General features: G+C 62.7%; 20 protein-coding genes. 6 read left to right on the plus strand and 14 right to left on the minus strand.

Features of this window, described 5'->3' with window-relative positions; all coding sequences use genetic code 11:
- Positions 1–24: 24 nt before the first annotated feature.
- The 3 genes from D8767_RS18895 to D8767_RS18905 form a co-directional block, all read right to left on the minus strand.
- Positions 25–1,002 (minus strand): L,D-transpeptidase family protein, encoded by a 978-nt coding sequence (locus tag D8767_RS18895; protein ID WP_016714753.1) that lies wholly within the window; start codon positions 1,000–1,002, stop codon positions 25–27.
- A gap of 114 nt (positions 1,003–1,116) precedes the next feature.
- Entirely contained in the window at positions 1,117–1,407 is a 291-nt protein-coding gene (locus tag D8767_RS18900; RefSeq protein ID WP_016714754.1) for a hypothetical protein, read from the minus strand.
- A 58-nt stretch (positions 1,408–1,465) separates the two neighbouring features.
- Positions 1,466–2,071 (minus strand): arylesterase, encoded by a 606-nt coding sequence (locus D8767_RS18905; RefSeq protein WP_016714755.1) that lies wholly within the window; start codon positions 2,069–2,071, stop codon positions 1,466–1,468.
- Positions 2,072–2,081: 10 nt separating this feature from the next.
- Between D8767_RS18905 and D8767_RS18910 the strand changes: the two genes are divergently transcribed.
- Both D8767_RS18910 and D8767_RS18915 read left to right on the plus strand, forming a co-directional pair.
- Positions 2,082–2,765: an ABC transporter ATP-binding protein gene (locus D8767_RS18910; RefSeq protein ID WP_016714756.1), complete on the plus strand. Its 684-nt coding sequence runs from the start codon at positions 2,082–2,084 to the stop codon at positions 2,763–2,765.
- The gene (locus tag D8767_RS18915; protein ID WP_016714757.1) at positions 2,765–5,272 is read left to right on the plus strand and encodes an ABC transporter permease; all 2,508 of its coding nucleotides are present in this window, start codon (positions 2,765–2,767) and stop codon (positions 5,270–5,272) included. The genes D8767_RS18910 and D8767_RS18915 overlap by 1 nt, the downstream gene beginning before the upstream one ends.
- Before the next feature lie 64 nt (positions 5,273–5,336).
- Here D8767_RS18915 and greB read toward each other — a convergent pair whose 3' ends face one another.
- The 4 genes from greB to D8767_RS18935 form a co-directional block, all read right to left on the minus strand.
- Positions 5,337–5,810 (minus strand): transcription elongation factor GreB, encoded by a 474-nt coding sequence (gene greB / locus D8767_RS18920; RefSeq protein WP_016714758.1) that lies wholly within the window; start codon positions 5,808–5,810, stop codon positions 5,337–5,339.
- An 11-nt stretch (positions 5,811–5,821) separates the two neighbouring features.
- The gene (locus D8767_RS18925) at positions 5,822–6,130 is read right to left on the minus strand and encodes a hypothetical protein (protein WP_016714759.1); all 309 of its coding nucleotides are present in this window, start codon (positions 6,128–6,130) and stop codon (positions 5,822–5,824) included.
- Between the two features lie 223 nt (positions 6,131–6,353).
- Entirely contained in the window at positions 6,354–6,791 is a 438-nt protein-coding gene (locus D8767_RS18930; RefSeq protein WP_016714760.1) for a DoxX family protein, read from the minus strand.
- Positions 6,792–6,904: 113 nt separating this feature from the next.
- On the minus strand, positions 6,905–8,323 hold the full coding sequence (locus D8767_RS18935) for a transglycosylase SLT domain-containing protein (protein ID WP_016714761.1): 1,419 nt from the start codon (positions 8,321–8,323) through the stop codon (positions 6,905–6,907).
- A gap of 156 nt (positions 8,324–8,479) precedes the next feature.
- Between D8767_RS18935 and D8767_RS18940 the strand changes: the two genes are divergently transcribed.
- From D8767_RS18940 to D8767_RS18950, 3 genes are all read left to right on the plus strand, one after another.
- Positions 8,480–9,277, plus strand: a complete 798-nt coding sequence (locus D8767_RS18940; protein ID WP_029380318.1) for a TatD family hydrolase — start codon at positions 8,480–8,482, stop codon at positions 9,275–9,277.
- A 109-nt stretch (positions 9,278–9,386) separates the two neighbouring features.
- Entirely contained in the window at positions 9,387–10,865 is a 1,479-nt protein-coding gene (locus tag D8767_RS18945; RefSeq protein ID WP_016714763.1) for a methyl-accepting chemotaxis protein, read from the plus strand.
- Between the two features lie 75 nt (positions 10,866–10,940).
- On the plus strand, positions 10,941–11,309 hold the full coding sequence (locus D8767_RS18950; RefSeq protein WP_016714764.1) for an Mpo1-like protein: 369 nt from the start codon (positions 10,941–10,943) through the stop codon (positions 11,307–11,309).
- Between the two features lie 32 nt (positions 11,310–11,341).
- On the opposite strand, the gene D8767_RS18955 is transcribed toward D8767_RS18950, so the two are convergent.
- The 3 genes from D8767_RS18955 to D8767_RS18965 form a co-directional block, all read right to left on the minus strand.
- Complete coding sequence (locus D8767_RS18955; RefSeq protein ID WP_016714765.1) at positions 11,342–12,139, minus strand: acyl-CoA thioesterase II; 798 nt, start codon at positions 12,137–12,139, stop codon at positions 11,342–11,344.
- Positions 12,140–12,225: 86 nt separating this feature from the next.
- Positions 12,226–12,993: a CHAD domain-containing protein gene (locus tag D8767_RS18960; RefSeq protein ID WP_029380319.1), complete on the minus strand. Its 768-nt coding sequence runs from the start codon at positions 12,991–12,993 to the stop codon at positions 12,226–12,228.
- Between the two features lie 14 nt (positions 12,994–13,007).
- Positions 13,008–13,286, minus strand: coding sequence for a hypothetical protein (locus D8767_RS18965; protein ID WP_016714766.1), 279 nt, complete (start codon positions 13,284–13,286; stop codon positions 13,008–13,010).
- Between the two features lie 180 nt (positions 13,287–13,466).
- On the opposite strand from D8767_RS18965, the gene D8767_RS18970 reads away from it, so the two are divergent.
- A complete protein-coding gene (locus D8767_RS18970) occupies positions 13,467–14,507 on the plus strand; it encodes a patatin-like phospholipase family protein (protein WP_016714767.1) in 1,041 nt (346 codons plus the stop codon).
- A gap of 55 nt (positions 14,508–14,562) precedes the next feature.
- Here D8767_RS18970 and D8767_RS18975 read toward each other — a convergent pair whose 3' ends face one another.
- The 4 genes from D8767_RS18975 to clpX all read right to left on the minus strand — a co-directional run bounded on the left by D8767_RS18975 (position 14,563) and on the right by clpX (position 20,885).
- On the minus strand, positions 14,563–16,434 hold the full coding sequence (locus D8767_RS18975; protein ID WP_019097183.1) for a SurA N-terminal domain-containing protein: 1,872 nt from the start codon (positions 16,432–16,434) through the stop codon (positions 14,563–14,565).
- Between the two features lie 181 nt (positions 16,435–16,615).
- Positions 16,616–16,888, minus strand: coding sequence for a nucleoid-associated protein HU-beta (hupB, locus tag D8767_RS18980; protein ID WP_003250246.1), 273 nt, complete (start codon positions 16,886–16,888; stop codon positions 16,616–16,618).
- A gap of 152 nt (positions 16,889–17,040) precedes the next feature.
- Positions 17,041–19,437 (minus strand): endopeptidase La, encoded by a 2,397-nt coding sequence (gene lon / locus D8767_RS18985; RefSeq protein ID WP_122048352.1) that lies wholly within the window; start codon positions 19,435–19,437, stop codon positions 17,041–17,043.
- Between the two features lie 164 nt (positions 19,438–19,601).
- A complete protein-coding gene (gene clpX, locus D8767_RS18990) occupies positions 19,602–20,885 on the minus strand; it encodes an ATP-dependent Clp protease ATP-binding subunit ClpX (protein WP_003250242.1) in 1,284 nt (427 codons plus the stop codon).
- Positions 20,886–20,970 lie beyond the last annotated feature (85 nt).

A 20,970-nucleotide genomic window follows, 5' to 3' on the forward strand; every position in this document is an offset into this window, starting at 1 on the left:
GGGCCCGGGTGTGTCGCGAATACCTTACTGCAGTTCGGGCGGTATGCTCGTCACCATCGGCGCATTGCCCTGGTTTTGCACCGGCACGGCAATTTCTACCGGCATGCCATCTTCTGCAGCCACCACGTCACGCACCATGTCCCAGTTCATGCGCAGGTTGTTGGCAAGGTCTTCCCGCTTGAGCAAGGCGTTGATAACCGCAGTGTGTTTGTCGACCACCGACGGGTTACCCTGGTCGTCCAGCGGCGTGTGCGCCTCCAGATAGACCTTGCCGCCACTGATACCGAACTTGTAGGGCTCGTTGATGATGCGTACCGGCGTACCGACCGGCACCATCTTCGACAGTTCCAGCACGTTGTTGTTGAGCATGCGGAAGCAACCGTGGCTGGTACGCATGCCGATGCCGAACTTCTTGTTCGACCCGTGGATCAGATAGCCCGGCACGCCCAAGGTGAACTTGAACGGCCCCAGCGGGTTATCCGGACCTGCTGGCACCACAGCCGGCAGGATGTCGCCGTCTGCGGCGTGTTCTTTACGGATAGAGGCAGGTGGCGTCCAGGTCGGGTTCGGCGTTTTGGCGGTGATCTTGGTGTTGGCGATCGGCGACCCCCACCCCTCACGTCCAATACCCAGCGGGAAGGTATGCACTACGTTCTGCCCTTTCGGGAAGTAATACATACGGTACTCGGCCAGGTTGATGACGATACCTTCACGCGGGCCCGGCGGCAGGATGTAGCGGGTCGGCAGTATGATCTCGGTGCCGGCGCCCGGTAGCCACGGGTCGACGCCCGGGTTGGCGGCGATCATTTCCAGATAGCCGAGGTCGTTGGCGGTGCCGATGTCGGCGAACGTGTCCTCGTATTTGGCCTTGATCGTATGCACCTGGCCGACGATGTCTTCACCGGGCGGTGGCAGTGGCAATTCCAGCGCAGCAGCGGGGCCCGCTACCAGCAGGGCGGCCAGGGACAGGCTACGGGTGACGACAGGAAAGCGCGGCAACATCCGGTAAATCCTTCGAAAGATAGGTCAAGAGGAACGATTGTACACCCGCCTCGATGCAAGCGGGAGGCATTGGCGCCCATGCAAGCGTTTCAGATGATGAAAGGTGCTTGCCGTTCAGCTGGCCTGCAGCTCTGGCCAGACTGGGCGCATGCCGCGCCGCTGGGCATCGAGGATGGCACGGCACAGGTCACACAGGCGGCTGTCACGGTAGATGGCACGCGGCACGGCCGACCAGCGCGGCTGCGCAGGCAGCAGGCCGCCGCACAAGGTGCGGTCTACCGGCACGCCCAGCTCAAGCTGGCGAGCCACCAGGTGAACGCGGATTTCCTGGCAGGCGAACAGGTCGAGCTGCTCATCGGGCTCGATCAGTTGGTAGGCATACAGGGACCAGGCAGGGCGCGGCATCGGGGGCACTCGAAACGGGGGGCGCAACATTAGCCGAAAGCTGGCCCCGTTTAAAGCGTCAGAGCAAGGGTTTTATCGCTGGCCAGGCATTTTCCAGCAAGCGCTGCTGGGCACCCTGGGCCGGGTGGATGCCATCGGCTTGCATCAACTCAGGCACGCCCCCTATTCCTTCGAGGAAAAACGGCACCAATGGCACCTGTTTATCCGCCGCCAGCTGTTCATACACCTTGGCGAATGCGGTGGTATAGCGCACGCCATAATTGGGCGGCAGGCGCATGCCCAGCAGCACCACCTTGGCGCCGGCCTGGCGCGCGCTTTCAATCATCGAGGCAAGATTTTGTTGCAATTGCGCAGGCGGCTGCCCACGCAAGCCATCGTTACCGCCCAGCTCCAGCACCACCAGGCTCGGTTTATGGGCTGCAAGCAGCGCCGGCAGCCGCGCCTGGCCACCTGCACTGGTGTCACCGCTGATCGAGGCGTTGACCACTTTATCGTCGAAACCTTCGTCTTTAAGCCGGGCCTGCAACAAAGAGACCCAACCCTGGCGGCTATCCAGGCCAAAACCGGCGCTGATACTATCGCCAACAATCAGCAGTGTTCCCGCCGCCGCGCTCTGGGCCAGGCAATACAGGGCCAGACCGGCACTCAACCACCACACTCGCATCGGATTCTCCATGGGCCCCAGCATTCTCGTTGCGCAGAACCTTAGCAAAGTGGTCCCCAGCGCGGAAGGTGACCTGACCATCCTTCACGCACTCTCCCTCGACCTGGCCCAAGGCGACAGCCTGGCCATCGTCGGCGCATCGGGCTCCGGCAAGTCGACCCTGCTCGGTTTGCTTGCCGGCCTCGATCAGCCCAGCGCCGGCAAGGTCATCCTCGCCGGCCATGACCTGGGCCCCCTGGATGAAGACCAGCGCGCCCGGGTGCGCGCCGAACATGTGGGCTTCGTGTTCCAGTCGTTCCAACTGCTCGACAGCCTCAACGCCCTGGAAAACGTGATGCTGCCGTTGGAGCTGGACGGTCGCCGGGATGCACGCGAACACGCGCGCACACTGCTGGAACGGGTCGGCCTCGGCAAGCGCCTGAGCCACACGCCCCGTCAACTGTCGGGCGGTGAGCAGCAGCGGGTTGCTATCGCCCGCGCCTTCGCGGCACAACCGGCGGTGCTGTTTGCCGACGAGCCCACAGGCAACCTCGACAGCCACACGGGCGAGCGCATCAGCGATTTACTGTTCGAGTTGAACAAGGAGCGCGGTACCACCCTGGTGCTGGTCACTCATGACGAACGCCTGGCCCGGCGCTGCCGCCGCCAGATCCGCCTGGACGCGGGGCGCCTGGTGGCCCCAGTGGAGGCCTGATGACCCACATGCCGTTGTCCCGCCTGTGCGGCCTGGCCCTGCGCCAGCTGCTGCGCGACCTTCGCGCCAGCGAAGTACGCGTGTTGTTCTTTGCCTTGCTGGTGGCCGTGGCGGCCAGCACCGCCATCGGCTATTTCGGCGCCCGCCTCAACGGCGCCATGCAGCTGCGCGCCAGTGAATTCCTGGGCGCCGACCTGGTGCTGCAAGGCAGCGCCCCGGCCCGTGCGCAGCAGATCGATAGCGGCACGGCACTTGGCTTGCGCCATGCACAGGTGGTCGAATTCACCAGCGTGGTAGGCGGCGACAATGGCATCCAGCTGTCCAGCGTCAAGGCCGCCGACGGCGCTTATCCGTTGCGCGGGCAGGTGCGCAGCGCGCCGGCCCCTTATGCCGAGGAGACACCTGGCGGTGGCCCGGCGCCTGGTGAAGCCTGGGTCGAACCCCGCCTGCTGGCGGCGCTGGGCCTGGCGATTGGCGACAGCATCGACGTGGGCATGAAAACCCTGCGCATGAGCCGCGTGCTGACCTACGAACCCGACCGCGCCAACAACTTCTACAGCCTTACCCCCCGGGTGATGATGAACCTGGCCGACCTCGAGGCCACTGGCGTCATTCAGCCGGGTAGCCGGGTTACCTACCGCGACCTGTGGCGCGGCGATACCGAGGCACTGGCCCAATACCGCCAGGCCGTGGAAAAAGACCTGGCCGCCAACCAGCGCCTGCGCGACACCCGCGATGGTAACCAGCAGATCGGTGGCGCGCTGGGCAAGGCCGAACGCTACCTGAACATGGCCAGCCTGGTGGCGGTGCTGCTGGCGGGCGTGGCCGTGGCCCTGTCGGCCAGCCGCTATGCCGCACGCCGCCTGGACGCCAGCGCCCTGCTGCGCTGCCTGGGCCTGTCGCGCCGCCAGGCACTGGGCCTGTATTGCCTGCAACTGGCCATGCTCGGCCTGGTCGCCGCCCTGGCCGGTGCCCTGCTCGGCTGGCTGGCCCAGCTGGGCCTGTTCCGCCTGCTGCAGGGGCTGTTGCCAAGCGTGGTGCCTGCCGGCGGCATCGTTCCGGCCCTGGCCGGCATCGGGACCGGGCTGGTGGCACTGGCCGGTTTCGCCCTACCGCCGATCGCTGCACTGGGCCAGGTGCCCCCGCTGCGGGTGCTGCGCCGCGACCTGCTGCCCATACCGCCCAGCAGTTGGCTGGTGTATGGCGCCGCGCTGTTTGCCTTGGGCCTGATCATGTGGCGCCTGAGCCTTGACCTGCTGCTCACCTTCGCCTTGCTCGGTGGCGGTCTGGTCGCCGCATTGTTGCTCGGCGGCCTGCTGTTGCTCGGTTTGCGCAGCCTGCGCCAGTTGCTGGCCGGCGCACCGCTGACCTGGCGCCTGGGGTTGGGCCAGCTACTACGCCACCCCACGGCCGCAGCCGGCCAGGCCCTGGCCTTCGGCCTGATCCTGCTGGCCATGGCCCTGGTCGCCCTGCTTCGCGCCGAACTGCTCGACACCTGGCAAGCCCAACTGCCCAAGGATGCACCCAACCATTTCGCCCTGAATATCCTGCCGGATGACCGCGAATCTTTCGCGCAACGCCTGCACCAGGTCAATGCAGCCTCGGCGCCGCTTTACCCGGTTACGCCCGGGCGCCTGGTGCAAATCAACGAGCAGCCGGTGCAGCAAGTTGTCAGCAAAGAATCGGCGGGTGAACGCGCCGTGCAGCGAGACCTTAGCCTGACCTGGGCCGCCGAACTGCCCGAAGGCAATCAACTCACTGCCGGCAGTTGGTGGCAAGCCTTGCCGGCCGACAGCGAAATACCCGGCGTTTCGGTGGAAGCGGAGCTGGCCACCAGCCTGAAACTGCACATGGGCGACCTGCTGACCTTCGACATCGGCGGCCAGCAGCGCCAGGCCCGGGTCAGCAGCCTGCGCAGCGTGCATTGGGACAGCTTCCAGCCGAACTTCTACATGATCTTCCAGCCCGGCACGCTACAGGGGTTGCCGACCACTTACCTGACCAGTTTCTACCTGGCACCCGGCCACGACCTGGATGTGGTGGCGCTGTCGCGGGCATTTCCGGCGGTGACCATCCTGCAGGTGGACGCCTTGCTCGACCAGTTGCGCAGCATCCTCGCCCAGGTGACCCTGGCGGTGGAGTATGTGCTGTTGTTCGTGCTGGCGGCCGGGCTGGCGGTGCTGTTCGCCGGCTTGCAGGCAACGCTGGACGAACGCATTCGCCAAGGTGCCTTGCTACGTGCGCTAGGGGCGGCGCGGCCATTGCTGGTGAAGGCGCGGCGTATCGAGTTCGGTTTGCTGGGTGCGGCCAGTGGGCTGTTGGCGGCAGTGGGTTGTGAACTGATTACCCTGGTGCTGTATCGCTATGCCTTCGATTTGCAGTGGAGCCCACACCCGTGGCTGCTGGTGTTGCCACTGGCAGGGGCGCTGCTGGTGGGCGGTGCAGGTGTGCTGGGGACGCGGCGGGCGTTGAATGCCAGCCCTTTGGCGGTGTTGCGGGAAACTTGAGTGTTACATGTGCCGGCCTCTTCGCGGGCTCGCCCGCGAAGAGGCCGGCACAAACAACATCAATCTATTGCCCGTACGAGATGCTGTTCACATACCAGGTCGCTTCACCGGTAGGCGTATGCACCAACACCTCATCGCCCTCCTCCTTTTTGAGCAAGGCACGGGCCATGGGCGAATCGATCGAGATGTAGTCGTTACGCCCGTAGATTTCGTCATAACCGACAATGCGAAACTTCATGGTCTCGCCATCATCATTCTCGATCTCGACCCAGGCGCCGAAAAACACCTTGCCTTCCTGCTGCGGCGAATAAGCCACCACCTTCACATCTTCAAGACGCTTTCGCAGATAACGCACCCTGCGGTCGATTTCGCGCAGCAGCTTCTTGTTGTACTGGTAGTCGGCGTTTTCGCTGCGATCCCCCAGGGATGCCGCCCAGGCAACCTTCTGAGTGATCTCCGGGCGATACACCCGCCACAGGTGGTCCAGCTCTTTCTTCAGCGCCTCGTGGCCTTCCGTGGTAATGATGTTGGTGCTCAACAGCACACTCCTTAACGGCGGGTAATCAGGCCTTGGCGCGCGATACGGGTGAGGTGGCCAATAACGTCTGCGGCCTCATCCTGCGCCGGAGCCTGGATGACGGCCAGGTCAAAACGGTCATTGCCGTACTGCGCCAGGTGGCAGCCAGCATCAGCGAACTGAATCAGAAATGCGCGCGCCTGGCCCTTGCGTCGAGACAGGCCTTCAAGGTGACGCAAAAGGGTGGGCTGATGCTGGCCGCCGAGCAGAATGCGCGGTGTGCGGGACGCCTGGTTGGCAGGCAATGGGCTTAAACAGACACTGGTACGTGGGCAACTCATGGAGCTTCTCTCCGCCTCGCGAATCCCGCTGGGCAGCGGTGGGAGGCGTCACCGAACCAGCGCTTTAGCGGTATTTCGGATAACCCGGATGGGGGCTTTCCTGCGCCCCGCAAGTAGCTGTTTAAATCGGCGCAGGCGGTATGCTAGAGCTACAAGCGGCAAGATACAAGCCTCAAACCGAAAGTGATCGGCCTGAGGCTTGGATCTTGCCGCATGGGTGGTATCAGCGGGCGATCAGGCGGTCCAGCGAGAAGCGGCCAGCGCCTTCGATCATGACGGCGACAGTGCCCGCCAGCAGGGCCAGGGCGAACTCATAGCCGTTATTGGACATGAACAGGCCGTTGCCGATATGCACCGAGAAGATCGCCACCACCAGGGTCACGGTCAGCGCCAGCGCCGCCGGGCGGGCCAGCAGGCCGATCACCAGGGCCAGGCCGCCGAAGAGTTCTGCGCTGCCGGACAGCAAGGCCATCAGGTAACCCGGCGCCAGACCGATGCTTTCCATCCACTGGCCGGTACCTTCCAGGCCATAACCGCCAAACAGGCCGAAGAGTTTTTGCGCGCCATGCGCCATGAAGATGATGCCAACCAGGATGCGGATAACGCTGAGGCCAGCACCGGCGCGGGTGGAGAACAGGGCGTTGAGGGTCGTGTTGTTCATGTCGAAGCGTCCTTGAAGCGGAGAAGTTGTGTTGGGATGGGCGCCATAATAATCAATCCAATAGATATTAAAATCGCAAAAAACCCAACATAACAATCGATAAAATCGATTTCTCAACGCTTCGCTACGCGCTCCAGTACCGCACGCTCGCGGTTGAACGCCAGGAAGTACTTGTTGACGCTATTGACGAAGTTGACCGGCCCCATGCCGACCTGCTCCATGGCGATGCGCTCGGTCTGGAAGAACCACTGGTTGCCGTTGAGGCCACGCCGCCGGGCCTCCGCACGCATGGCCTGAACCCGCTCTGGGCCGAGGTTGTAGGCCGCCAGTACAAAGGCCATGCGTTCACGCTCGTTGATCTTGGGGCTGGCAAAGAACTTGCGACGGATCAGCGCCAGGTAACGGGCACTGGCTTGTACATTGCCATCTACCGTGGCGGTGTTGCTCACCCCTACCCGCTGGGCCGCCGAAGGCGTTATCTGCATCAGGCCGTGGGCACCGCCAGTGCCACGTGCGGCCGGGTTGAGGGTGGACTCCTTGAAGGCCAGCGCGGCCAGGTTGAGCCAATCGATCTGCTGCGCCTGGCCATGCTTCTGCAGCACTGCACGCACCGAGGCCAGGCGCTGACGGTCCTTGCTGGCCAACGGGTTGTGCACCCGGTACTGGCGGCGGTAGATGCGCTCGAAGGCGGCATCCTGGTTGTCCGGTGCACGGTAGCCCTGCAGGAAACGATCGACCGTGGCCAGCAATTGCGGTGCATCGCGCCCTACATACCAACGCATGGCCTGCGGAGCCCCCAGGTGCACCCGGGTGTCCAGGCGCAGGCGTGGCATCACCCGCGCCCAGCGCCGGGCAATGGGTTGCTCGACCACCGTCAGGTGATAGATGCCCGCCTGCACCATCTCCAGCACATCCTCTACCGCCAGCGTTGAGTCGACCCATTCCACCTTGATCGGCGGCCGTTTGCGCAGCGCCAGTTGCTGGTTGACCTGCTGGATCAGCGGCCCGGCAGCACTGGCGCTGGTCAAAGCCACGGTGCGCCCGGAAAGCTGTTCGACCTTACTGAAGCTTCGCTCGCCTTTGCGCCCAACCAGCATCAGCGGCACCTGGTCGAGAATTGGCGCACTGCTGCTGACACCGCGCACCGTGCCGGGGTCAAGCAGCTCGCCCGGCGCTGCCAGGTCACCCTCGCCGCGGGCCAGTGCGCCTAGCAGTTGTTCCTTGGCCCGTGGGATGAGCTTGAGTTGAATCTCCTGGCCATCGGCGGCACGGGCATTGAGGTAATGCTCCAGGGCGCGCAGGCGGTAGTATTCGATGCCGACCGGCTCACCTTTGACCTCGCCTGAGCTGTTACGGCTTTGATTGACCAGCACCCGCAACACCTGGCTGGAGCGAATCTGTTGCAGGTCGCGCACCTTGGCTGGTGGGATATTCTGCTGCGGCCCCGGCGCGCGCGCATGGGCGGCACCGGGCAGGGTCAGCCCAATCGTCAGCCCGAGCGTGAACAGGAAGGTGAGCCAGCATCGCAGCATGCAAAACGTGTCCGTTGTCGGTGGGCGGCATCCATGGGTTGCACCGCCAAGTGAGAAATGGCGGTAAAAGACCACGGCAACAGCATGAAGTTCTTGGTTTTTTCAGAAAAACGCGGTTTTTGCTATGCTGGCCGCCCCGCGGCACGAGATAGCACCATGCAACTGATCGATATCGGCGTCAACCTGACCAACAGCAGTTTCCACGACCAGCAGGCAGCCATTGTCGAGCGCGCACGTGAAGCCGGTGTAGCGCAAATGGTGCTGACTGGCACCAGCCTGGCAGTCAGCGAGCAGGCACTGGAGCTGTGCCAGCAGCTGGATAACAGCGGCGCGCACCTGTTCGCCACGGCAGGCGTACACCCTCACGATGCCAAGGCCTGGGATGCCGGTAGCGAGCGCCGTTTGCGCCAACTGCTGAATGAGCCACGCGTGCGTGCGGTGGGCGAATGCGGCCTGGATTTCAACCGCGACTTCTCCCCTCGCCCGCTGCAGGAAAAAGCCCTGGAAGCCCAGCTGGCCCTGGCTGCGGAACTGCGCCTGCCGGTGTTCCTGCATGAGCGCGACGCCAGCGAGCGTTTGCTGGCGATCCTGAAGGATTATCGCGACCACCTGACCGGCGCGGTGGTGCACTGCTTTACCGGCGAACGCGAGGCACTGTTCGCCTACCTGGACATGGACCTGCACATCGGCATTACCGGCTGGATCTGCGACGAACGCCGTGGCACTCATCTGCACCCGCTGGTAGGCAACATTGCCGAAGGCCGGCTGATGCTGGAAAGCGACGCCCCCTACCTGCTGCCACGCAGCCTGCGTCCCAAGCCGAAGAACGGGCGCAACGAGCCGGCGTTTTTGCCAGAGGTGCTGCGTGAAGTCGCCTTGCACCGGGCCGAATCAGCCGAGCATACGGCTGCCCACACCACCGCAACGGCGCGGGCATTTTTCCAGCTTCCGTGAGCCCTGCGTGCGGGCTGTTGATATGTATCAACATCTTGCTGAGTAGATACAGGCACAATGATGGCACCTTGCCAATATTGTTTCCGCTCAACTCAGAGAAGACCTGCCCATGGGTGCCTGGCTTAGCAATGTTTCCCTGAAGTACAAATTCTGGGCCGTCAACGCGGTGGCCTTTGTCACGACCTTGCTGCTGGTGCTCTACGCCGTGCACCTGGAGCAACGCGCCCGCGCCGAGGCAGCGCAGGCCCAGGCGGCCGCACAAGCCCAGCTGATAGCCGCCTGGCCGGCTGGGCAAGCACTGCCCCGCCTTGCCAATGTCATCAGCTGGCCTGCGGGGCAAACGCCGACGTTCGCCGGTGAGGCGCTCGACCCCCTGCGCAACGCCCAAGGCTGGGTCGAACTGCCAGGCGCCTGGGTCCTCGGAGAAAACCCGCTGCGCGGCGCACAGGTGCTGCGCAACGGTGACCAGCAAGTGGCCGTGGTGGCACAGTCGCCAAGCCTGCGCCAGGTGTTCTTCGACCGCTTCAGTAACTACGCGGTGTGCGTGCTGATCCTGATGCTGGCCATGCTCGGCGCTTCGCAGTTGCTGATCCGCTTCCTGCTCAGCCAGCTCAACACCCTGAAAGACGTGATGCTGCATGTGGAGAAAACCGGTGACCTGGCCGCCCGCGTGCCGCTGGCCTGCGGTGACGAGGTCGGCCAGATGGCCGGGGCCTTCAATGCGATGCAGGCCACCTACCACCGGGTCGTCAGCACTGTTGCCCACACGGCGGCACAACTGGACTCGGGCGCCGCACGCCTGGCCGCGAGCATGAGCGACGTGCGCCACGGCATGCTCGGGCAGCAAAGCGAAACCGACCAGGCCGCCACCGCCATCAACGAAATGTCAGCGACGGTACACCACATCGCCGAGCATGCCGGTGCCACCCGCGACCTGTCGCAAACCGCCGACACGTTGGCCGGCAGTGGCAAAGAGGTGGTCAGCCGGGTACAGGACTCGATTTCCGGGCTTTCCAGCGGCGTGCAGCAAACTGCCGAAATGATTCGCCAACTGGCCGACGACAGCCAGAAGATCAACGGCGTGGTCAGCGTGATCCACAGCATCGCCGAGCAAACCAACCTGCTGGCGCTCAACGCTGCCATCGAAGCAGCCCGTGCTGGCGACCTGGGGCGCGGCTTTGCCGTGGTGGCCGATGAGGTGCGCAACCTGGCCAAGCGTGTGCAAACCTCTACCGACGAAATCACCACCATGGTCTCGGCCCTGCAATCGGGCACCCGCGATGCGGTGGAGTTCATGCAGGAAAGCTCTTACAAAGCCGACGACTGCGTGCGACAAGCCCAGGAGGCCGGCGAAGCGCTGGCCGAGATTACCGATGCAGTGGCGCAGATGCGCGAAAGCAACACCCAAATCGCCGTGGCCGCCGAGCAACAAAGCCAGGTGGCCGAGGAAATGAACCGCGCCGTGGTGAGCATCCGCGATGTCACCGAGCAGACCGTGCAGCAGACGGTGGGCTCGGCCACCACCAGCAGCGAACTGGCGACCCTGGCCGGCGAACTCAGCAAAGCCATTGGCCAGCTCAAGCTATAGTCACCATAGCCAGCCTCGATTGGCCCCCATACGGAGGCCGCACTAAGCTTTGGGCATGACCGTGAGGAAATGCCCATGAGCAAGCGTCTGCCCAACCTGCCCGCCTGGCAATGGCGTGGCTACCACCACAACCACCGCCACCCAACCAACCTCGTGCTGCACCTGATTGCCGTGCCGCTGTTCATTCTGGGTGCGCTGTTGGTTCTGTCCGGCCTGTTCGCCCTGGATTTGGGGCAGATTGCCGTCGGCGTGATCGCCCTGATTGCGGGGCTTGGTTTGCAGCGCCAGGGGCACCGGTTGGAAGCCGAGCAGCCTGAGCCGTTCGCCAATCGTCAGGACGCGGTGCAGCGATTGCTGACCGAGCAGTTCATTACCTTTCCACGCTTTGTGCTGAGCGGGGCGTGGTGGAAGGCCTGGCGGGAGCGACACAAGCACCGGCATTGATGCCAAGGGGCTGTTTGCGCTCCCAGGATTGATCAGGCAAATACGGTCACGGTCTGCCGGCTCAGGGCCAGCAATTCGCCCTCTGCCGTCCAAAGGGCGGCCGCAGCATGCCCATAGCCATCCCGCGCATGTTCGGTTTCCACGCAATAGCGGCACCAGTCAAAGGTCGACAATTTCGCCGTAGGCTGGATGAACTCGATGGTCCAGGTCAGCGTACTGCCAGCAGCCGGTTGTTTGAGAAACGGCATCAGGCTCGGCGGCCAGGCATCGACCAGCGCCAGCAGGTGTGCTTCATTGACCTGTTCTTCTGCCACATCCCGCAACCGTACCCAACCGCCCATCTTGCGCGACTGATTGCCACTGAACGGCAAACCGCCCAACGCCCAGCGCAAGGCGACATGGCGCATGAACTCGGGTGTGACGCCCTTGATATAGGGCAGTTCGGGTGCGGCGTCTTCAAGCGCTTTCATTTCCATGGCCGGTAATGCCGGTACATCGACGACAGATGGGCGCCCCGCGCCGAAATTGCCTTGCACCAAGGTCACCACCTGGCCATCCTGGACCGCGCGGCCCAGCAAGGTGCTGACAGCCTTGCCTTCGCGCAGCACCTCCACCTCGAAGCGAATGGGCACGTCCGCGGCCGCAGGCGCTACGAAGCTGATGGCCAGCGAGCGTACCGGCCGGCTGTCGGTGAGTTTCAGGCGCATGGCCTCATAGACCATGGCCGCCATCAGCCCGCCAAAGGCAGCGCGGCCCTGGGCCCAGCTGGGCGGGATGCTGACGGCTTCCGAGTTGGCTCGCACAGCGTCGAGCAGTTGAGTGAAATTCATGGGCCGGCTCCTGCCTGCAGAAAGGGTCTGCCCATCCTAGCCAGCAAACCCTGGGCGATCAGCCCGCATATCGGTCATTGTTGGGGCTAACGCCGCTCCAGTGCCTGCGACATGGCATCCAGCGTCACGTCCGACTGGCGCTCGGCTTCGTGCAACTCCCGCTCCCAGTCGGCCTGGCAGGGGGCAAGGTCTGCATGGTCGCGCGCCTGCAGCAGCCACTGCAGGCGGTCATGCCAGCCCCCCAGGTCGCCCTGCGCCTTTTTCAGCAAGCGCTGCAGCTTTTTCCCGGCGTGGTCGAGCTGCGGGTAGGCTTCATCGCCATAGCGCGCACGCTTGATCAGCAAGCGCAGGCGGTGACGGTCGTGAGCCGGATCCTGCAAGGCTTTGTGCAATGTACGCCACTGCTTGACCAGGCGCTTGTCGATGCGCTTGCCCAGTGACCTGGTCAGCCCCTCGCGGCCGGCTGCCCGCAGAAACAACGGAAACGCGTCGACAATCGCCAGCACACGCGCCAGCTGCGGGCTGGTAGCCACACTGGCGAAGGTCCTGTCCCGCCCTTCCAGGCGCCGCTGCCCGACCGCGACGTGGCCGCGCGCGATCAGCTCGGCTGCCAGCACCTCACGATCGCGCAGCGGCGTGGTGAGGGTACCCAAGGCCCTGGCGGCATCCTCCAGCTGTTCCACGCCTGGCAACCCGCGCAGGGGCCTCAGCAGGCTGCGCAGACGGCGCAAGGTAATACGCAGGTCATGCAGCGCCTCGCTGTCGGTATTGGCAGCCAGGCGCTCGCGGCACGCCAGCAGGCGTACCTGCACGGCCAGCATCTGGGCAACTACATGATCGAGCATGGCAGACATAAGACGCTCCTCGGTCAGCGCCCGGCGCGAGACTCACGAATGTAGAACCGCGCCTTCTCGGCCTTGCGGGTACAGCTTTCGTAGCCTTCGAACTGCTGCTGGGTCTTCGCGCCGGTCAGCAGCGACAAGGCTTTGGAGTAGCTCACGGCACCGGCAAAGCCTTCGGCCTTGGCCAGGTCCAGCTCCTTCCAGGCGGCATCCAGCTGGGTGGCGCAGTTGTCGCGGTAGGCCGTCTTGCCCGCGCAGCCTGCCAAGGCCAGGGCAATCAGTGGAAGGCAGATCCAGGCTTTCATCGGTATGACCTCAATGGTAAAAAAACGGTGGCTGTTCGACGCCCGGGCAACTGAAAAGTGCCCTGCCCAGCCAACTTTGCGTGGCCAGCATTATCACAGTAGCTCAGCGCGATCTACATTGAAGCACAGGCCGCCAAGGGTGCATTGTAGGACCATGGTTGCACGGCCCGAGGAATGTTCATGAGTAAACGCGTGGCACTGGTATTGGGATCGGGCGGCGCCCGAGGATATGCGCACATTGGCGTGATTGAGGAAATCGAGCGCCGGGGCTACGACATCGCCTGCATCGCCGGTTGCTCCATGGGGGCGGTGATTGGCGGCATCTACGCCGCCGGCAAGCTGGAAGACTACCGCAACTGGATCGAGAGCCTCGACTACCTGGATGTACTGCGCCTGGTGGACGTGAGCTTTCGCCTCGGCGCCATTCGTGGTGACAAGGTGTTCGGGCAGATCCGCAAGATCGTCGGCGAGATCAACATCGAACAACTGCGCATCCCCTACACGGCGGTTGCCGCCGACCTCACCAACCAGCAGGAAATCTGGTTTCAGGAGGGTTGCCTGCACCAGGCCATGCGCGCCTCGGCGGCCATCCCCAGCCTGTTCACGCCGGTGATGCAGGGCAATCGCATGCTGGTCGACGGCGGCATCCTCAACCCGCTGCCGATCGTGCCGGTGGTGTCCAGCCACTGCGACCTGATCATCGCGGTCAACCTCAACGCCACCAACCAGAAGCAGTATCAATTGCCAGTGATCGAGCGCCCGGCGGCGTTCAAGATGCGTTTTGACTCCCTGCTGAGCTCATTGGGCTCTCGCTTGCCGTTCCGGCGCAAGCCGGCGGAAGAGCTGATACGCATCGAACAGGAGATCGTTGCCGAAGGGCTGGCGCCGCCGAACCCGTGGCTGGCAGATGCCGCCAACCCGGAAGGCCAGCAACCGGCAGCGGCCCCCGAGCGCGAGGGGGCGCCCAAGTCGGCGACCGGCTCGTTCATCATTGACAACGTGGGGCCGGCTTCGCTGCTGGATTTGATCAACCAGAGCTTCGAAGTGATGCAGACCTCGCTGGCGCAGTACAAGATCGCCGGCTATCCACCGGATGTACTGATCAACGTGCCCAAGCGGGTGTGCCGGTTTTTCGAGTTTTACAAAGCGCCGGAGCTGATTGCTTTGGGGCGGGAGATTGCGCGCGATACGCTAGATAACTATGAGGGTGTAAAGCGCTAGCGCAGAAATGAAACAGGCCGCACAAGGCGGCCTGTTTCTTCATGCAATGATCACCTTAGTAACGGGTGATGTCTGCATTGGCTTCCAGCTGTTTGCGATAAGCCGCAAAGTCCTGCTGGCCAGCGCGCGACGCGAGGTAGCGGCGGATCTGCTGCTTCTCTTCGTCGGTGGCGGTGGCGCCTTCGTTAACACCCTTGAGCTGCAGCACCACCAGGCTACCGTCACGCAGCACTACGCTGCCGTAAACCGGCTTGTCCTTGGCCTGCGGCTTGCCGAGGCGGAACAGTGCCTGCAGTTCGGCCGGGTCAATACCGTCCTCGCCACGGGTAACAGCCTCATAGGCCTTCCAGCCCTGCCCTTCATGCACGCTGCCCGCTGCGATGGAGCCGTCACGCAGGCCGGCAATCAGCTTGTCTGCCTTGGCCTTGAGTTCGGCGGTCGCCTTGTCTTTGGCCAGCTGCTCGCTGATGTTCTTGGCCACGGCCTCCAGCGGCAGTTGCTCCGGCTTGCGGTGCTCCTTGACGCGCAGTACCACGGTGGTTTCCGGGTCGAGCTCGATGGCGGTGCTGTTGGCACCTTCGTCCAGCACTTCTTCGGAGAACGCAGCCTGTACCACCGAACGGTTGGCGGTGATGCCTTCGCCACCCTCGCGGCCGAAGGCTGCGGAGGTGTGCACCTTGAGGTTCAGGTCCTGGGCCGGCTGAGCCAGGTCGGAGGCCTCGTAGGCAGCATCCTGCAGCTGCTTGCTGGCGTCGACGTAACGCTGCTCGACCAACGGGATCTTCAGGTCGCGGGTCAGTTTGTCCTTCAGGCTGGCGAAGCTTGGCACTTCTGGCGCTTGCACGCCCAGCAGCTTGATCAGGTGGTAGCCGAACTCGGTGCGTACCGGGGTCGATACCTGGCCATCCTGCAGCTTGTACAGCGCGTCTTCAAAGGCCGGGTCGTACACGCCCGGGCCGGCGAAGCCGAGGTCACCACCGTTGTTGGCCGAGCCTGGGTCCTGAGAGAACTCCTTGGCCAATGCGGCAAAGTCTTCACCCTTGGCCAGACGCTGCTCAATCTCTTCAGCACGGGCCTTGGCCTGGGCGTCGGTGACTTTATCGTTGACCTCGATGAGGATGTGCGCGGCATGGCGCTGTTCCGCGAGGTTGGCGATTTCTTTCTCGTACTGGGCCTTGAGCTCTTCGTCGGTCACGTTGACCTGGTCGAAGAACGCCGACTTCTTCAGCTCGATGTAGTCGATCACCACCTGGTCAGGCGACATGAACTCCTTGGCGTGCTGGTCGTAGTGCGCCTTGACCTCTTCGTCGCTGACCTTGACCGAGGCCGGGTCGGCCTTGAAGGTCAGGGAAGCGAAGTCGCGGGTCTGCTTCTCCAGGCGGGCGAAAGCATCCACCTGCTGGTCGGTGACGAAGCTGCTGCCGGCCAGGCCGGTGCGCAGCTGGCCAATGAGCATTTCCTCGGCAAGCATGTCACGGAACTGCATGCGGCCGTAGCCCATCTGGCGGATGACCTGGTCGAAACGGTCAGCACTGAACTTGCCGTCCACCTGGAATTCCGGCGTCTGCAGGATCACCTGATCCAGCGCGGCTTCGGAGAAGGCGAACTTGGCATCTTCGGCGCCTTGCAGCAGCAGCTTGCGGCTGATCAGGCCCTTGAGGGCCTCTTCACGCAACAATTTGTCATCCAGCAGCGCCGGGTCGAAATCCTTGCCCAACTGTTGCATCAGCTGACGGCGCTGCATGTCAGCGGCCTGGCTGAGCTCGTTCTGGCTGATGGTCTGGCCGTTCACCTTGGCGGCGTCCTGGCTATGGGTGGCGGCCTGGAAAATGGCTTCAAAGCCGGTCAACGCCATCAACACGACGATAAGGCCGATGATGGTCTTGGCAATCCAACCTTGTGAATTGTCCCTGATATTTTGCAGCATGCGTCCCCCAGAAACGGCTGTACCACTGCGTCGACAACCGCGGAGCGTGGGTAGAATCCTGATAAAAGAAAGGCGCATCCGAGGATGCGCCTTTGCTTAGCAAACGTGTCAGGCGGGAACGTTTGCGCCCCGCCATCACCGTGCTCGGACCAGGCCAGGCCGGGTCCGGCTGAAAGACGACTTAGTTGACGGCGTCTTTCAGGCCTTTGCCTGCCTTGAAACCTGGAACCTTGGCGGCTTCGATCTTGATCGCCTTGCCGGTTTGCGGGTTACGGCCGGTGCGCTCGGCGCGTTCCTTGACCGAGAAGGTACCGAAGCCAACCAGTACCACATCGTCACCTTGCTTCAGGGCGCCGGTGACGGATTCGATGACTGCGTCCAGCGCACGGCCGGCTACAGCTTTCGGGATGTCAGCAGATGCGGCGATAGCGTCAATCAGTTCCGACTTGTTCACTCTAAGTCCCCTTATTTCTCTATTGAGTTTGTTTCTAAGTATGTAATGAAAAGCTTATGAAACGTGCGCTGGGTGGCCTGATGACAATAGCGTGCCGCTTTATAGCAAGGCCCCGAAAAAACTGTCAAGGAAAGCCCCCCAGCCAAAAACTACTAATGCGTGCTGATTCTTTCCTTAGCATCGCCGTCGCGCTTTTCATCTTTCGCGACAATCTCCGGAGCCACATCTGGCAAGGGCTCCGGGGCGTATTGCAGCGCAATTTGCAGGACTTCGTCAATCCATTTGACCGGTTTGATCTGCAGATCCTGTTTGATATTTTCAGGAATCTCCTTCAAATCGCGAACATTCTCCTCGGGAATGATCACCGTCTTGATCCCGCCACGGTGTGCCGCCAGCAGTTTTTCCTTCAACCCGCCAATGGCCAGCACCTGGCCACGCAGGGTGATTTCGCCGGTCATGGCCACATCGGCGCGCACCGGAATCTGCGTCAGCGCCGACACCAGCGCGGTGCACATGCCGATACCGGCACTTGGGCCATCCTTCGGCGTAGCGCCTTCCGGCATGTGGATATGCACGTCATGCTTCTCGTGGAAGTCGGCGGCAATACCCAGGCTGCGGGCGCGGCTACGCACCACGGTCTGTGCGGCAGTGATCGACTCGACCATCACATCGCCCAACGAACCGGTCTTGATCAGCTGGCCCTTGCCGGGGATGACCACGGCTTCGATGGTCAGCAGTTCGCCGCCCACCTGGGTCCATGCCAGGCCGGTGACTTGGCCGATCTGGTCCTGTTGCTCGGCCAGGCCGTAGCGGAACTTGCGCACGCCCAGCAGGTGTTCCAGCTGCTCGCTGGTCACCTTGACCTTGACCTGCTTCTGCCCGGTATGTTCCTTGACCACCTTGCGGCATACCTTGGCAATTTGCCGCTCCAGGCCCCGCACACCGGCTTCGCGGGTGTAGTAGCGGATGATGTCGCGGATCGCCGAAACGTCGACTTCCAGCTCTTCTTTCTTCAAGCCGTTGGCCTTGACCTGCTTGGGCACCAGGTACTTGACCGCGATGTTGATCTTCTCGTCCTCGGTGTAGCCCGGCAGGCGGATGACTTCCATGCGGTCGAGCAGCGCCGGCGGGATGTTCATCGAGTTCGAGGTGCACAGGAACATCACGTCCGAGAGGTCGTAATCAACCTCCAGGTAGTGGTCGTTGAAGGTGTGGTTCTGCTCCGGGTCGAGTACTTCCAGCAGCGCCGAGGCCGGGTCGCCACGCATGTCGCTGCCCATTTTGTCGATTTCGTCGAGCAGGAACAGCGGGTTGCGCACGCCCACCTTGGTCATCTTCTGGATGAGACGGCCTGGCATGGAGCCAATGTAGGTGCGGCGGTGACCACGAATTTCGGCTTCGTCACGCACGCCACCCAAGGCCATGCGAACGAACTTGCGGTTGGTAGCGGCCGCGATCGACTCGGCCAGCGAGGTCTTGCCGACACCGGGAGGGCCGACCAGGCACAGCACCGGGCCACGGATTTTCTTGACGCGCTTTTGCACGGCAAGGTATTCGAGGATGCGTTCCTTGACCTCTTCCAGGCCATAGTGGTCGGCATCGAGAATTTCCTCGGCCTTGGCCAGGTCCAGGCGCACTTTGCTCTGGGCCTTCCACGGTACCTGCACGAGCCAGTCGAGGTACGAGCGCACCACGGTGGCTTCGGCCGACATCGGCGACATCTGCTTGAGCTTGTTCAGCTCGGCCTGGGCCTTGGTGAGGGCATCCTTGGGCAGGCCAGCGGCTTCGATGCGCTTTTTCAGCTCTTCGACTTCGTTGTGGCCTTCATCGCCATCGCCGAGTTCTTTCTGAATGGCCTTCATCTGCTCATTCAGGTAGTACTCGCGCTGGCTGCGCTCCATCTGCTTCTTGACCCGGCCGCGAATGCGCTTTTCGACCTGCAGCAGGTCGATTTCGGCATCCAGCAGCGCCAGCACGTGCTCGACACGGGTTGGCAGGTCGACGATTTCGAGAATTTCCTGCTTCTGTTCGATCTTCAGGGCCATGTGGGCGGCCATGGTGTCGACCAGACGCCCTGGCTCTTCGATGCTGTTCAGCGAAGACAGCACTTCGGCAGGGACCTTCTTGCCCAGTTGTACGTATTGCTCGAACTGCGACAGCAACGTGCGCACGAACACTTCCGACTCGCGCTCGGCGGCGTCGGTTTCGTCGATCAGGGAGACTTCGGCACGGATGTGCCCTTCTACTTCGGTGAAACGCTCGACAGCGCCACGCTGCTCGCCTTCGACCAGCACCTTGACGGTGCCATCAGGCAGCTTCAGCAGTTGCAGCACGGTGGCAACGGTACCGACGCGGTACAGGGCGTCCTCGCCCGGGTCGTCGTCGGCCGGGTTCTTCTGGGCCAGCAGAAGGATCTGCTTTTCGCCCGTCATCGCGGCCTCGAGGGCCTCGATGGATTTTTCGCGCCCCACGAACAGCGGGATAACCATGTGCGGGTAAACAACGACATCGCGCAATGGCAAAAGAGGCAAGTCGAGGGTGGTCTTCATGATTTCGCCTCTACAGCGGCCTTATGGCCGGAAACCGGTGGAAATGATGCTTGGACCTAATGTGGGGGTACACTTGGGAAATTACAAGCGCTAGCGCAGGAAAAGCAGAAAGGGGCCCGTAGGCCCCCTCCTTGCTTGCAACCGTGAACCGGCCTTTGCCTGAATCAGGCGTCTGGCGCGGCCTTGGCTTGCGGCTCGCTGTTTTCGTAGATCATCAGCGGCTGCGAGGTACCCTCGATGACGCTCTCATCGATCACCACCTTGCTGACATCCTTCTTGGAAGGGATCTCGTACATGGTGTCGAGCAGCACGCCTTCGAGGATCGAACGCAGGCCACGGGCGCCAGTCTTGCGCTCCAGAGCCTTGCGGGCAACGGCCTTGAGTGCATCACTGCGGAACTCGAGGTCGACGCTTTCCATCTCGAACAGCTTGGCATACTGCTTGGTCAGGGCATTCTTCGGCTCGGTGAGAATCTGCATCAGCGCAGCCTCGTCCAGCTCGTCGAGGGTCGCCAGCACCGGCAGACGGCCGACGAATTCCGGAATCAGGCCAAACTTGACCAGATCGTCCGGCTCGACCTCACGCAGGGACTCGCCAACCTTCTTGCCCTCTTCCTTGCTGCGCACTTCGGCGCCAAAACCGATACCACCTTTGGTGGAGCGGTTCTGGATAACCTTTTCCAGGCCCGAGAACGCACCACCACAGATGAACAGGATGTTGCGGGTATCAACCTGCAGGAATTCCTGTTGCGGGTGTTTACGGCCACCTTGCGGTGGAACCGAAGCCACGGTGCCTTCGATCAGTTTCAACAACGCCTGCTGCACGCCCTCGCCCGAAACGTCACGGGTGATGGACGGGTTGTCCGACTTGCGCGAGATCTTGTCGATCTCGTCGATGTAGACAATGCCCATCTGGGCCTTTTCCACGTCGTAGTCGCACTTCTGCAACAGCTTCTGGATGATGTTCTCGACGTCCTCACCCACATAACCGGCTTCGGTCAGGGTGGTGGCGTCGGCAATGGTGAACGGTACGTTCAACAGGCGTGCCAGGGTTTCGGCGAGCAGGGTCTTGCCCGAGCCGGTCGGCCCGATGAGCAGGATGTTGCTCTTGCCCAGTTCGACTTCGTCACCCTTCTTGTCACGCTGGTTCAGGCGCTTGTAGTGGTTGTACACCGCTACGGCCAGCACCTTCTTCGCGCGCTCCTGACCAATGACGTACTGGTCCAGGATGCCGCTGATTTCTTTCGGCGAAGGTAATTTGTGCGCGCTGCTCTCGGCCTGGGCTTCCTGCACCTCCTCACGGATGATGTCATTGCACAGGTCGACGCACTCGTCGCAGATAAATACCGAGGGCCCGGCAATCAGTTTGCGCACTTCGTGCTGGCTTTTGCCGCAGAAGGAGCAATAAAGCAATTTGCCGCTGTCCTCGCCGTTACGGGTGTCAGTCATTCGATCGATCCAATCCGGTAGGCTTGCAACACAAGATGAAGGCAATTGCGGGCTTTTTCAAGTCCGCAGGTAGGCGCTTTGCGCA

Source organism: Pseudomonas sp. LTGT-11-2Z, from assembly GCF_003691445.1.
GTDB lineage: Bacteria > Pseudomonadota > Gammaproteobacteria > Pseudomonadales > Pseudomonadaceae > Aquipseudomonas > Aquipseudomonas monteilii.